This window comes from Serratia ureilytica, assembly GCF_013375155.1.
GTDB lineage: Bacteria > Pseudomonadota > Gammaproteobacteria > Enterobacterales > Enterobacteriaceae > Serratia > Serratia ureilytica.
In genome coordinates this window covers 632,431-644,228 of record NZ_JABXOF010000001.1, presented here as the reverse complement: position 1 = coordinate 644,228, position 11,798 = coordinate 632,431, and the positions used below count along the sequence as shown (strand labels likewise).

The 11,798-nt window shown below is 59.2% G+C and carries 14 protein-coding genes; 8 read left to right on the top strand and 6 right to left on the bottom strand.

Annotated features, from left to right (window positions below; translation table 11 throughout):
• Positions 1-39: 39 nt before the first annotated feature.
• Together HWW83_RS03115 and HWW83_RS03110 are read left to right on the top strand one after the other, a co-directional pair.
• Complete coding sequence (locus HWW83_RS03115; RefSeq protein ID WP_004927822.1) at positions 40-156, top strand: DUF2770 family protein; 117 nt, start codon at positions 40-42, stop codon at positions 154-156.
• Positions 157-159: 3 nt separating this feature from the next.
• Positions 160-1,155: a zinc-dependent alcohol dehydrogenase family protein gene (locus HWW83_RS03110; protein ID WP_176588975.1), complete on the top strand. Its 996-nt coding sequence runs from the start codon at positions 160-162 to the stop codon at positions 1,153-1,155.
• Here the strand turns inward: HWW83_RS03110 and HWW83_RS03105 are convergent.
• A complete protein-coding gene (locus HWW83_RS03105) occupies positions 1,112-2,161 on the bottom strand; it encodes an AI-2E family transporter (protein WP_033650735.1) in 1,050 nt (349 codons plus the stop codon). The two genes, HWW83_RS03110 and HWW83_RS03105, sit on opposite strands and share 44 nt — an antisense overlap.
• 442 nt (positions 2,162-2,603) lie before the next feature.
• On the opposite strand from HWW83_RS03105, the gene HWW83_RS03100 reads away from it, so the two are divergent.
• Together HWW83_RS03100 and HWW83_RS03095 are read left to right on the top strand one after the other, a co-directional pair.
• A complete protein-coding gene (locus HWW83_RS03100; RefSeq protein ID WP_046686849.1) occupies positions 2,604-3,158 on the top strand; it encodes a cytochrome b in 555 nt (184 codons plus the stop codon).
• 23 nt (positions 3,159-3,181) lie between these two features.
• Positions 3,182-3,760, top strand: a complete 579-nt coding sequence (locus HWW83_RS03095; protein ID WP_016928208.1) for a YceI family protein — start codon at positions 3,182-3,184, stop codon at positions 3,758-3,760.
• Positions 3,761-3,804: 44 nt separating this feature from the next.
• Here HWW83_RS03095 and trhO read toward each other — a convergent pair whose 3' ends face one another.
• Positions 3,805-4,872: an oxygen-dependent tRNA uridine(34) hydroxylase TrhO gene (gene trhO / locus HWW83_RS03090; RefSeq protein WP_033638032.1), complete on the bottom strand. Its 1,068-nt coding sequence runs from the start codon at positions 4,870-4,872 to the stop codon at positions 3,805-3,807.
• A gap of 406 nt (positions 4,873-5,278) precedes the next feature.
• Between trhO and HWW83_RS03085 the strand changes: the two genes are divergently transcribed.
• The 4 genes from HWW83_RS03085 (at position 5,279) to HWW83_RS03070 (ending at position 10,051) form a co-directional block, all read left to right on the top strand.
• Positions 5,279-6,199, top strand: coding sequence for a Kdo(2)-lipid IV(A) acyltransferase (locus HWW83_RS03085; RefSeq protein WP_025159951.1), 921 nt, complete (start codon positions 5,279-5,281; stop codon positions 6,197-6,199).
• A 101-nt stretch (positions 6,200-6,300) separates the two neighbouring features.
• Positions 6,301-6,585, top strand: coding sequence for a YciI family protein (locus HWW83_RS03080; protein ID WP_033642669.1), 285 nt, complete (start codon positions 6,301-6,303; stop codon positions 6,583-6,585).
• Between the two features lie 199 nt (positions 6,586-6,784).
• Complete coding sequence (gene mdtG, locus HWW83_RS03075) at positions 6,785-8,023, top strand: multidrug efflux MFS transporter MdtG (protein ID WP_046686848.1); 1,239 nt, start codon at positions 6,785-6,787, stop codon at positions 8,021-8,023.
• A 474-nt stretch (positions 8,024-8,497) separates the two neighbouring features.
• On the top strand, positions 8,498-10,051 hold the full coding sequence (locus tag HWW83_RS03070) for a peptide MFS transporter (protein WP_042784184.1): 1,554 nt from the start codon (positions 8,498-8,500) through the stop codon (positions 10,049-10,051).
• A 48-nt stretch (positions 10,052-10,099) separates the two neighbouring features.
• On the opposite strand, the gene HWW83_RS03065 is transcribed toward HWW83_RS03070, so the two are convergent.
• From HWW83_RS03065 to HWW83_RS03050, 4 genes are read right to left on the bottom strand one after another with little or no spacing between them, the layout of a single operon-like run.
• Positions 10,100-10,498 carry a VOC family protein gene (locus HWW83_RS03065; protein WP_047026302.1) on the bottom strand — a complete coding sequence of 133 codons (399 nt, stop codon included), beginning with the start codon at positions 10,496-10,498 and terminating at the stop codon, positions 10,100-10,102.
• Positions 10,489-10,917 carry a YeeE/YedE family protein gene (locus tag HWW83_RS03060; protein ID WP_033650730.1) on the bottom strand — a complete coding sequence of 143 codons (429 nt, stop codon included), beginning with the start codon at positions 10,915-10,917 and terminating at the stop codon, positions 10,489-10,491. Before HWW83_RS03060 ends, HWW83_RS03065 begins: the two co-directional genes overlap by 10 nt.
• A gap of 2 nt (positions 10,918-10,919) precedes the next feature.
• Entirely contained in the window at positions 10,920-11,354 is a 435-nt protein-coding gene (locus HWW83_RS03055; protein ID WP_033642664.1) for a YeeE/YedE family protein, read from the bottom strand.
• Complete coding sequence (locus HWW83_RS03050) at positions 11,344-11,661, bottom strand: ArsR/SmtB family transcription factor (RefSeq protein ID WP_033642663.1); 318 nt, start codon at positions 11,659-11,661, stop codon at positions 11,344-11,346. The genes HWW83_RS03055 and HWW83_RS03050 overlap by 11 nt, the downstream gene beginning before the upstream one ends.
• Between the last annotated feature and the right edge of the window lie 137 nt (positions 11,662-11,798).

The window sequence follows — 11,798 nt, the reverse complement described above, 5'->3', positions numbered from 1 at the left end:
AGGACTATAATCAAGGGTCCTTCTCTTCAGGCGGCTGAAATGTTAAACCGAATACTGGCGGCTATCGTCAACAATGTGCGTGAGCATCTGGTGCTGTACCTTTGTCTGTGGCTGGTGCTGCTGGCGTTGGATGTCTATTTCTTCTTCGTCATGTAAGCCATGCCGCCGTTATTTCCCCGATTGAGCTTCAGCCGCTTCGGCGATCCCGCCCAGGTGCTGGAATTGCAGCAGATGAGCAGACCGATGCTGCGCCCCGGACAGCGGTTATTGCAGATGCGCTATGCCCCGATCAACCCTTCCGATCTGATCCCGATCTTCGGCCAATACGCGCACCGCATCGCCCTTCCTCAGGTGCCGGGATATGAAGGCGTGGGCGTCGTCGTCAATCCGCAGAATGGGCATTCAACGGGCCGACGCGCGCTGGCGGTAGCGGGTAACGGCAGTTGGCAAACGTTCGTCACGCTGCCTGAAGATCGGTTGGTCTGGGTGCCGGACGACATCGACGACGCCTGCGCAGCGCAAATCTATATCAACCCGCTCACCTGCTGGGTGCTGTTGACCCAATGGCTGCCGCTCAGCGCCGGCGACGTACTGCTGCTCAACGGCGGCGGCTCCGCTGTCAGCCTGCTGCTGGCGCAGCTGACGGCGCTGCGCGGCATTCGTCTGGCGGTCGTGGTGCGCAATGCCGCTCATCGCCAGGCGTTGCTGGCCGCCGGCGCCTGGCGCGTTATCGAAGCGCCGCAGCTGGCGGAAATGACGAATTTTGGCGCCCGAGCGGCCATCGACTGCATTGGCGGAGAAGACGGATTGCAGTTGGCGCAGGCGGTCCGCACCGGCGGCGATTTTGTGGCGCTGGGCCTGCTTAGCGGCCGCCAGGTAGACTGGCGGCGCGTGGTGGACGAGTTAAAGCTGCGCGCTTCGCTGTTCCACTTGCGCAAATGGAACGCACAGGCAGCGCCGGCGCAATGGCAGACGGCGTTTTATCAGTTATTCCTGCTGCTGCGACGCGGCCAGCTGGCGCTGCGCCCACCCGCCGCGATTTATCCTTTGCGTCAGTACGCAGCGGCGCTGCACCACGCCGCCCAGCCCGGCGTGAATGGCAAAATCTTCCTCACTCCGGAGGCTGGCGCGGCGGGCGGCCGTCCCCCAGGATAACCGCCAGCCGATAGCCGCCCTCGGTAGTCTCCAGCGCGATGCGCGCCACGATCGTCAGCGGCACCGACAGCAACATGCCCACCGGGCCGAGCAGCCAGCCCCAAAAGATCAGCGACAGGAACACCACCAGCGTCGACAGCCCCAGCCCGCGCCCCATCACGCGCGGCTCGAGGATATTGCCGATCACCATGTTGACAGCGATAAAGCCACCCGCCACCACCAGCGCATCACCCAATCCGTTGAACAACAGCGCCTGAATCAGCGGCGGAATGGCGGCCAATACCGAGCCAATGTTGGGAATGTAGTTAAGCAGAAATGCCAGCAGCCCCCAGATAAAGGCAAAACGCACGCCGACCGCCGCCAGGAAGATCCAGACGATTACCCCGGTGGCCAGGCTGATGATGGTTTTAATCACCAGATAGCGCGTCACGCCATCCAACGCCCGCCGCATCGCGGCAAGCCCCTCGTTCGGTTTATCCAGCGCCTGCTGCAGCTTGTAAGGCAGCAACTGCACTTCGAACAGCATAAACACCACGGTCATCAGGAGCAGGAAGACGTTGGTCATCGCGCCAGACAGGTGCCCCAGCATGCGGGTGACCAGATTCATCGCCGCGCTGGGATCGACATACTGCAGCATCGCTTCGCTGGAAAGGCTGATATTGAAACGGTCGGCGTAATGCTGCAGCTCGCGCAGCTTCTCGATCATCATGCCGCGGTACTGCGGCAGCGAACGGGCGAACTCGTTCAGCGAAGCCCCCAGCATGCCGATAAACAGCATCACGACCACGATCACCGCCGTCACCAGCAGCGTCACCCCGACGATACGCGGCACCCGTTTACGCTCCAGCATCGCCACCAGCGGATTCAGCACCATAGCGAGAAATACCGCCAGCAAAAACGGCACCACAATGTCGGCGGCGGCTTTCACCCCGGCCAAAATGATCACCAACATCGCCAGCAGGACGGCCAGACGCAGGCTGCTGTCGGTCACACGGGTTCGGCCCATGACGTTTCCTTGTTATTTCACTGGGTTAACCGGCGCCAGGGCGCCGGCTCTTGGCGCTAATGGTAGCAAAATCCGCCGCTGCACCGCAGGGGATTTAGCGCAACCGTTCGACAAAGTTAATCTTTCCGCCCTGCCCTGCGCCGCAATAAATAGGCATAACCTTTGCCAACAAATAATCTCGCCGGGCAACTCACGAGGGGTTTACGTAAAATGACAAAAGCTGACATTAATAGATAATAGCCCCATTTTTCAATGACTAGCATGAACCTCTCGTGAGCGAAATAATATTATCTCCAACGATTTATCTGATTAACTCCGAACATCTCGAACAAATTCACTGACTAATATTTCAAAGTAGTAACATAGTTAAATTTATTATTGATTTTATGTTTCCTAAAGTTTAATTATTGCAGCCAGCCAATCGGTAATCGAAGGAAACAGGATGCTCTGGAAAAATACCGCCGATCGTTTCGGCCATGTGTCAGTGTTGATCCACTGGCTGGTGGCGCTGACGGTGTACGGCATGTTCGCACTCGGCCTATGGATGGTCACGCTGGGCTATTACGACGTCTGGTACCATCAGGCGCCGGAGATCCACAAAAGCATCGGCACGCTGCTGTTCATCGTGATGGTGATCCGCGTGGTCTGGCGCTTTGTCTCACCGCCGCCCAAACCGCTGGCCAGCTATGGCCGCCTCACTCGCGTCAGCGCCATTCTCGCGCATCTGGCGCTGTACGCCGTGTTGTTCGGCATTCTGATCAGCGGCTATCTGATCTCCACCGCAGACGGCCAACCGATCAGCGTGTTCGGCTGGTTCAACGTGCCCGCCACCGTGACCGGCATGGCGGAACAGGCCGACACCGCCGGCGCCATACACCTTTACCTGGCCTGGGCCGTGGTAGTGCTCTCGATACTGCACGGGCTGGCCGCGCTTAAACATCACTTTATCGATCGTGATGTCACTTTGAAACGGATGCTGGGTAGCAGCGCCGATTAACCTTTGGATTTATGGAGATTGCTATGTTGAAAAAGACCGTATTGGGCCTGACCGCAGGCGCCCTGCTGCTGAGCGCCGGTTCCGCACTGGCGGCAGACTACAAGATCGATAAACAAGGCCAACACGCCTTTATCGAATTCCGCATCCAGCACCTGGGCTACAGCTGGCTGTACGGCAGCTTTAAAGACTTCGACGGCGGCTTCACCTTCGACGAGAAAGATCCGTCCAAGGACAAGGTCAACGTGACCATCAATACCGCCAGCGTCGACACCAACCACGCCGAGCGCGACAAGCACCTGCGCAGCGCCGAGTTCCTCAACGTGGAGAAGAACAAGCAAGCCAAGTTTGAATCCACCGAAGTGAAGAAAAGCGGCGACGGTTACGCGGTGGTCGGCAACCTGACGCTGAACGGCGTCACCAAACCGGTTACGCTCGATGCCAAACTGATTGGCCAGGGCAACGATCCGTGGGGCGGCTACCGCGCCGGCTTTGAAGCCAACGGCAAGATCAAGCTGAAAGATTTCGGCATCACCACCGATCTTGGCCCGGCGTCGCAAGACGTTGAGCTGATCATCTCCGTAGAAGGCGTGCGCGAGAAATAAAAAAAAAGCCCGGCTTGGCGGCCGGGCTTGTCGGTTCCTCAGGCTCAGCGGGCTGGGCCTTCTTCTTCCGGTGCCGGAATGTGCATCGTGGTCTGCAACAATCCTTTCGATTTATTGAAAATCTTGACGCCGTTTTCGCGGCCGGCACGGCGCGCGCGCTGCTCTTCGCGCGGCAGCTTCAGCTCTTCGCGGCAAATCTCGCTGCAGCATCCTTCAAACTTGGCGGCGCAGCTCGGGCACTGAATGAACAGCAGATGGCAGCCGTCGTTCTTGCAGTTGGTATGGGTGTCGCACGGTGCGCCGCACTGGTGGCAGTTGGCGATCACATCGTCGGAGATGCGCTCACCCATACGCTCATCGAACACGAAGTTTTTGCCGATAAACTTCAGCGGCAACCCCTGTTCTTTCGCTTTGCGGGTGTACTCGATAATCCCGCCTTCCACGTGGTAGATGTTTTTAAAGCCGTTGTGCAGCATATAGGCGCTGGCTTTTTCACAGCGAATGCCGCCGGTGCAGTACATGACGATATTCTTGTCTTTGCTGTCCTGCAGCATCTCCACCGCCATCGGCAGCTGATCGCGGAAGGTATCCGACGGCACCTCGATGGCGTTTTCGAAATGGCCGACTTCGTACTCATAGTGGTTGCGCATATCGACGAATACCGTATTCGGATCGTCGATCATCTGATTGACGCGATCGGCCTGCAGATACTCACCGACGTTGCTCGGATCGAAGCTCTCGTCATCGATGCCGTCAGCCACGATGCGCTCGCGCACCTTGAGGCGCAGCACCCAGAAGGATTTGCCGTCGTCTTCCAGCGCGATATTCAGGCGGACCTGATCCAACGCCGGGTGCGAGGCGAACAGCGCGGCTTTGAACGCGTCGAAGTTATGCTGCGGCACGCTGATCTGCGCGTTGATACCCTCTTTCGCCACGTAGATGCGGCCGAACACCTTCAGTTTTTCGAACTGAACGTACAGGCTGTCGCGAAACGCCTTGGGATCGTCGATGGAGAAGTATTTGTAAAAAGAAACTGTGGTGCGCGGCTCGGTTTCCGCCAGCATGCGCGCCTTCAGTTCCTCATTAGAAATTCGGTTATGTAACACTGGCATGGTGTACTTTCCTGTCTTTCGGGAGGTGACTGATTACCGCGCGCAGCCAGCCGGCCCGCGCGCGGCGCACATCATACCCGAAAAACCGCCGCCGCGCAGCCCTGGCGCTCGCGTGCGCATACCTGCATCGCGCACTCATCCCGGATGCCACCGTATTGACCTTCCTGATAAGGATATCGCCATGGGCTTTTGGCAGGAAAAATTGTGGAAAAATTCGGCATTCGATGCATATTTAACGCCCAAAAAGGGATTTTAATGCGTTGTGTTTTCCCGGATCGTCAGAAAAATGCCACAATAGTCGCAAACAATCGGCAGAAACGAACCTAGCGACCGAGCCCACCCGGCCGTCAGACCATGCTATGACTCTGTCATTACACTTAAACAACCGTATTAAAACAGAGAACCCATGACTCAAGTTCCTACTTTCAATCGCTCCTTACTGCACCCGCGCTACTGGCTGACCTGGGTAGGCATCGGCTTGCTGTATCTGCTGGTGTTGCTGCCTTATCCCGTCATCTACTGGCTCGGCACCTCGATCGGGCGATTTTCCATGCGCTTTCTCAAGCGACGCGTCGTTATCGCCCAACGTAACCTCGAACTCTGTTTTCCCGACATGCCGCAGGCTGAACGCGATGCGCTGGTGGTAAAGAATTTCGAATCGGTCGGCATGGGGTTGTTTGAAACCGGCATGGCGTGGTTCTGGCCGAACTGGCGCATCGAGCGCTGGTTCAAGGTCAGCGGCCTGGAGCACATTCAAAAAGCGCGCGACAACCATCAGGGCGTGTTGCTGATTGGCCTGCACTTTTTGACGCTGGAGCTGGGCGCGCGCATCTTCGGCATTCACAACCCGGGCATCGGCGTTTACCGCCCGCACGACAACAAGCTGATGGACTGGCTGCAAACCTGGGGCCGGATGCGTTCCAACAAATCGATGCTGGATCGTAAAGACGTCAAAGGCATGATCCGCGCCCTGAAACAGGGCGATATCATCTGGTATGCGCCGGATCACGACTACGGCCCGCGCAGCAGCGTTTTCGTGCCGCTGTTCGCGGTGGATAAAGCCGCCACCACCACCGGCAGCTACGTGCTGGTGCGGATGGGCAAACCGGCGATCATTCCGTTCACCCCGCGTCGCCTGCCGGACGGCAAAGGCTATGAGCTGATCATGCAGCCGGCGGTGGAAAACTTCCCGCTGGACAACGAACTCGACGCCGCCGCCTTTATGAATAAAGTGGTGGAAAAAGAGATCCTGATGGCGCCGGACCAATACATGTGGCTGCACCGCCGCTTCAAGACCCGCCCGGAAGGCGAGCCTTCGCTGTACTGATCACGCAAACCCGCCGCCGGCGGGTTTTTTATTGCGCGCCCCTTGAGAATCGCCGGCGAGGGTGGGATGGTAATGCTTTTGCCGCCACCCTTGGAGCCGCCATGTACATTGTCAGCCTGACCTACCATCGCCCGATCGCCGACGTCGACAGCCACCTTGACGGGCACATCGCCTGGCTTAAGAAATATTTTCAGGACGGCACCTTCGTCGCCTCCGGCCGCAAGAATCCCCGCACCGGCGGCGTGATCCTGGCCAAAGGCATTGAGCGTGCTCGGCTGGACGCCATCCTGGCCGAAGATCCGTTCAACGCCGTGGCCCACTACGAGGTCACCGACTTTAGCGCCACCACCACCGCCGCCGGTTTCGAGGCGCTGGCCGGACTATAAAACGCTGTAAATTCCGCGCGCCAAGCGCGGAATAAGGTTTAAACGCCATTTTTAAAACTTTATTTCATTTTTTGCCCTATCTGCGTCCCCTCGTTTGCCGTCGCCGCGCCTGCGGCGCATACTTACCACGCTAACTTTCACGTTTTGCCCCATCATCTCGCCACCGGCAAAACGCGTCACCTTTCGGCAGTGGACATTTATGGCTTCGGCAGCAGAACCCGTTAACTGGAAACGCAATCTTTTCGTCGCCTGGCTGGGATGTTTTCTCACCGGCGCCGCCTTCAGCCTGGTGATGCCGTTTCTGCCGCTGTACGTAGAGACGCTGGGCGTTACCGGCCATCAGGCGCTCAACATGTGGTCCGGTCTGCTGTTCAGCATCACCTTCCTGTTTTCCGCTATCGCCGCACCGTTCTGGGGCGCCCTGGCCGATCGACGCGGCCGCAAACTGATGCTGCTGCGTTCGGCGCTCGGTATGGCGATCGTCATGGCGCTGATGGGCATGGCGCAAACGGTCTGGCAGTTTCTCGCGCTGCGTGCGGTGCTGGGGCTGCTCGGCGGGTTCATTCCCAACGCCAACGCGCTGATCGCCACCCAGGTGCCGCGCAACCGCAGCGGCTGGGCGCTCGGCACCCTGTCCACCGGCGGCGTCGGCGGTGCGCTGATCGGCCCGCTGATCGGGGGACTGCTGGCCGATTTATACGGCCTGCGCCCGGTGTTTTATATCACCGCCGCGGTGCTGTTCGTCTGCTTCGTGCTGACGCTGCTGTATGTCAAAGAACAATTCACCCCGGTGCAAAAGCGCGACATGCTGCACGCAAAGCAGGTGTTCGCTTCGCTGAAAAACCCGAAGCTGGTGCTCAGCCTGTTCGTCACCACCATGATCATCCAGATCGCCACCGGCTCGATCGCGCCGATCCTGACGCTGTATGTGCGCGATTTGGCCGGCGCCACCCACAATCTGGCGTTTATCAGCGGGCTGATCGCCTCGGTGCCCGGTGTCGCGGCATTGATGAGCGCCCCGCGGCTGGGCAAGCTGGGCGATCGCATCGGCCCGGAACGCATACTGGTGTTCATGCTGATCGTTTCGGTGCTGCTGCTGATCCCGATGGCGTTCGTGCAAACACCGTGGCAACTCGGGGTGCTGCGTTTTCTGCTGGGGGCGGCCGACGGCGCGTTGCTGCCGGCGGTACAGACGCTGTTGATTTATAACTGCACCAATCAGGTGGCCGGCCGTATTTTCAGCTATAACCAGTCGTTCCGCGACGTCGGCAACGTTAGCGGCCCGCTGCTCGGCGCCGCAGTCTCCGCCGGTTACGGTTTTCGCGCGGTCTTCGGCGTCACCGCGCTGGTGGTGCTGTTCAACGCCGGCTATTCCTGGTGGTGTCTGCGACGACGGCCGGGCTATATGCGGGAAGATACGCTGCAGGAAGAGCAATAGCTGCATTTATCGCCAGCTTTCGCCATTGGCCGGATCAACGGCGCGTTTCCCCTATTTTTAATAATGCTTTCTCGCCGCCGGTGAATTTTCACCTAACTCAGAACCTTCTTAATGCAACATCTTGTTTATAAACAAATAATTAACTTTCAGCGCATAAAACCCGCTGTCAATCATATTCCTGTCACAACCAACAGAAAAACCAGAAAAGGAGATGCTTGTCGACTTTTCGTCTAAAAAATGGGATACAGGTACTAGACAAAACCAACGACCAGTTATCAAATGGTTAAATAATATCACGCCAGATGTGAACCATCGGCCAAGTGAAGAAAAGGTCAGCACGCTTTCCACGGTTTATCAGCGTTGCAGCCGCGGTTTTGTCGGGTAATCCGCATTGGGCGGATCGCCTTCATTAAATACACATACATACCACAGTACGGGCTGCAGCCTTGCAGCGCCTTTTATTGGGAAATCGTTATGCAATCCTCTGTCAATAAGTCAGAAAGCCGGACCTTCTTCGGCCATCCCTATCCGCTGGGTTCTCTGTTCTTCACCGAAATGTGGGAGCGCTTCTCGTTCTACGGCATCCGTCCGCTGCTGATCCTGTTTATGGCCGCCACGGTGTACGACGGCGGCCTGGGCCTGGCGCGCGAGAACGCGTCGGCGATCGTCGGCATCTTCGCCGGCAGCATGTACCTGGCGGCGCTGCCGGGCGGCTGGTTGGCAGACAACTGGCTCGGCCAACGCAAGGCCGTCTGGTACGGTTCGATTCTGATCGCGCTCGGCCACCTGTCGATCGCGCTGTCCGCAGTGATGGGCACCAATCTGTTCTTCATCGGCCTGATGTTCATCGTGCTCGGTTCCGGCCTGTTCAAGACCTGTATCTCGGTGATGGTCGGTACGCTATACAAGAAAGGCGATGCGCGTCGCGACGGCGGTTTCTCGCTGTTCTACATGGGCATCAACATCGGTTCGTTCATCGCCCCGCTGATCTCCGGCTGGCTGATCAAGTCACACGGCTGGCACTGGGGCTTCGGCATCGGCGGTATCGGGATGCTGGTGGCACTGGTGATCTTCCGGGTGTTCGCCGTCCCGGCGATGAAACGCTATGACCGCGAAGTGGGCCTTGACTCCACCTGGAACAGCCCGGTCGCGAAGAAAAAAGGCGTCGGCGCCTGGTTGCTGGCGTTGGCGGCCATCCTGGTGGCGGTCATCGTGCTGATCGCCCAAGGCACTATCGTCATCAATCCGGTCGAGGTGGCCAGCGTGCTGGTGTACGTGATCGCCGCGTCGGTCACGTTGTACTTCATCTATCTGTTCGCCTTTGCCGGCCTGAGCCGCAAAGAGCGCGCACGCCTGCTGGTGTGCTTCATCCTGCTGATCTCCGCCGCGTTCTTCTGGTCAGCGTTTGAACAGAAACCGACCTCGTTTAACCTGTTCGCCAACGATTACACCAATCGCATGATCGGCGACTTCGAGATCCCGGCGGTATGGTTCCAGTCGATCAACGCCCTGTTCATCATCCTGCTGGCGCCGGTCTTCAGCTGGGCCTGGCCTGCACTGGCGCGCAATAACGTGCGTCCGAGCAGCATCACCAAGTTCGTGATCGGCATCCTGTGCGCCGCCGGCGGTTTTGGCCTGATGATGCTGGCCGCGCAGAATGTGCTGAGCAACGGCGGCGCCGGCGTATCGCCGATGTGGCTGGTGGGCAGCATTCTGATGCTGACGCTGGGTGAACTGTGCCTGAGCCCGATCGGGCTGGCCACCATGACGCTGCTGGCGCCGGAGAGAATGCGCGGTCAGATGATGGGGCTGTGGTTCTGCGCCAGCGCGTTGGGCAACCTGGCGGCCGGTCTGATCGGCGGTCACGTCAAGGCCGACCAACTGGATATGCTGCCGAATCTGTTCGCCCGCTGCTCCGTCGCGTTGCTGATCTGCGCCGCCGTGCTTATCGTGCTGATCGTGCCGATTCGCCGCATGCTGGAAAATACCCAGTCCAAGAGCGCGCAAAAACCGGCGACCAACGCCTGACGGATAGCCCGTTTTATCTCGCAAACCGGCGCTCGATGCGTCGGTTTTTTATGCCTGCCAGGCCTGATGCTGCAATACCACCCGGTAGCCATCAGGATCTTCAAAGGTTTGCCCCGCCCGATCCCAATAGGGATTATAGGCGGCGACCGCTAAGAACCCTGCCGCCCGCATCCGCTCACACGCGGCCCGCCATTCGTTCTCATCCGGCAGATAAAATACCAGCAGATGATCCTGCGTCGGCGCCTGCCCGACCCGTACCCCGCGATGCTGCGTGAACTCCAGATGGTAGGCATGCTGCGGATGCCCGATCATCATGCCGTCGAACCCCTGATGATCGACAAACTCGCCCAGCTTTTCGAACCCCAGCCCGCGGCAATACAGCGTAGCAATCTCTTGCAACCGATCGGTCGGGCGCGCGATGCGCAACACCGCTTTGGCTATCGACATGTCCTCCTCCTCCTCATGATAACGTCATACAGCGCCATGCCCGCCAGCATCGCCAGCAGGAACGGCCATACCCGGCTTATCTCCGCCCCGGCCAACACCCAGGCTGGGCCGGGGCAAATACCCGCGATACCCCAGCCGATGCCGAACAGCGCGCTGCCCGCCAGCAAACGACGATCCAGACGCCCGGCGGCCGGGATCTGCAGCGTTTCCCCCAACAGGCTACGCTCTCGTCGCCTCGCCCACAGGAAGGCCGGCGCCGCCACCGCGATCGCACCAGCCATCACCAACGCCAGCGAGGGATCCCACGCGCCGGTAACGTCGAGAAACGCCAACACTTTGGCCGGATTGGCCATGCCGGCGACGATCAGCCCCAGACCAAAAATGACGCCGCTCAGCAGCGCCAACAGCGTTTTAAGCATTCTCAACCTCCCGCCAGGTGGCGCATCAACCACACGGTCATAAAGCCCAGCAGCATAAACACCGCCGTGGCGGCCAGCGAACGCGGCGCCAACCGTGCGACGCCGCACACGCCGTGCCCGCTGGTGCAACCGCTGCCCAATCGAGTGCCCAATCCCACCAACAGCCCTGCGGCCGCCAGCCCACCGTTGCCGACCGCGATCTCACCGGACGGCAAAGCCGCAGCGGCAGCATACAGCCAGGGAGAGAGCAGCAACCCGCCAATAAATGCGGCGCGCCAGCCCCGCTCCTGGCCACCGGCACTCAATACACCGCCGGTAATGCCGCTGATGCCGGCGATCCGGCCGTTGAACAGCAGCAGCAGCGCCACCGCGCCGCCGATAATGGCCCCGCCCGCCAGCGCGGAATAAGGCGTGAAGTGTTGCCAGTCAATGGTCATCGCGGTTCTCCGGTTGTGGGCAATAAAGCTGATACAGGGTATGGAGCAGCGCCAGCGCTTTGGCATCGGCCACCGCATAGTAAATCTGCTTGCCGGCGCGCCGGGTGGACACCAACCCTTCCTCCCGCAGCACGCCAAGCTGCTGGGACAGCGTCGGCTGGCGGATATCCAGCGCCTGCGCCAGCTCGCTTACCGCCATCTCGCCCTGACTGAGCCGGCACAGCAGCAGCAGCCGATCTTCGTTGCCCAGGGTACGCAGCATCGTGCCGGCCTGCGTCGCCGCCTTACGCATCGCGTCAATATCCATTGCTCCTCCATCAATATATAAAATTATATAATATTATTTTATAAAGTATTCGCACACAAAGCCACAGGCTGGCGTGAAATAACGCCGCATGGCATGCTGTTTGGTCTTATCCTTTTGCCGCGCGGAGGGCGCCAGCG

Bases quoted from the DNA above. Each gene is read 5' to 3' on its own strand.
- HWW83_RS03095 (WP_016928208.1), top strand. From the start codon at position 3,182: ATGTTGAAAAAGACCGTATTGGGCCTGACCGCAGGCGCCCTGCTGCTG.
- mdtG (WP_046686848.1), top strand. From the start codon at position 6,785: ATGGCTTCGGCAGCAGAACCCGTTAACTGGAAACGCAATCTTTTCGTC.
- HWW83_RS03105 (WP_033650735.1), bottom strand. From the start codon at position 2,161: ATGGGCCGAACCCGTGTGACCGACAGCAGCCTGCGTCTGGCCGTCCTG.
- HWW83_RS03085 (WP_025159951.1), top strand. From the start codon at position 5,279: ATGACTCAAGTTCCTACTTTCAATCGCTCCTTACTGCACCCGCGCTAC.
- HWW83_RS03065 (WP_047026302.1), bottom strand. From the start codon at position 10,498: ATGTCGATAGCCAAAGCGGTGTTGCGCATCGCGCGCCCGACCGATCGG.
- HWW83_RS03050 (WP_033642663.1), bottom strand. From the start codon at position 11,661: ATGGATATTGACGCGATGCGTAAGGCGGCGACGCAGGCCGGCACGATG.
- HWW83_RS03100 (WP_046686849.1), top strand. From the start codon at position 2,604: ATGCTCTGGAAAAATACCGCCGATCGTTTCGGCCATGTGTCAGTGTTG.
- HWW83_RS03060 (WP_033650730.1), bottom strand. From the start codon at position 10,917: ATGCTTAAAACGCTGTTGGCGCTGCTGAGCGGCGTCATTTTTGGTCTG.
- HWW83_RS03070 (WP_042784184.1), top strand. From the start codon at position 8,498: ATGCAATCCTCTGTCAATAAGTCAGAAAGCCGGACCTTCTTCGGCCAT.
- HWW83_RS03110 (WP_176588975.1), top strand. From the start codon at position 160: ATGCCGCCGTTATTTCCCCGATTGAGCTTCAGCCGCTTCGGCGATCCC.
- HWW83_RS03080 (WP_033642669.1), top strand. From the start codon at position 6,301: ATGTACATTGTCAGCCTGACCTACCATCGCCCGATCGCCGACGTCGAC.
- trhO (WP_033638032.1), bottom strand. From the start codon at position 4,872: ATGCCAGTGTTACATAACCGAATTTCTAATGAGGAACTGAAGGCGCGC.
- HWW83_RS03115 (WP_004927822.1), top strand. From the start codon at position 40: ATGTTAAACCGAATACTGGCGGCTATCGTCAACAATGTGCGTGAGCAT.
- HWW83_RS03055 (WP_033642664.1), bottom strand. From the start codon at position 11,354: ATGACCATTGACTGGCAACACTTCACGCCTTATTCCGCGCTGGCGGGC.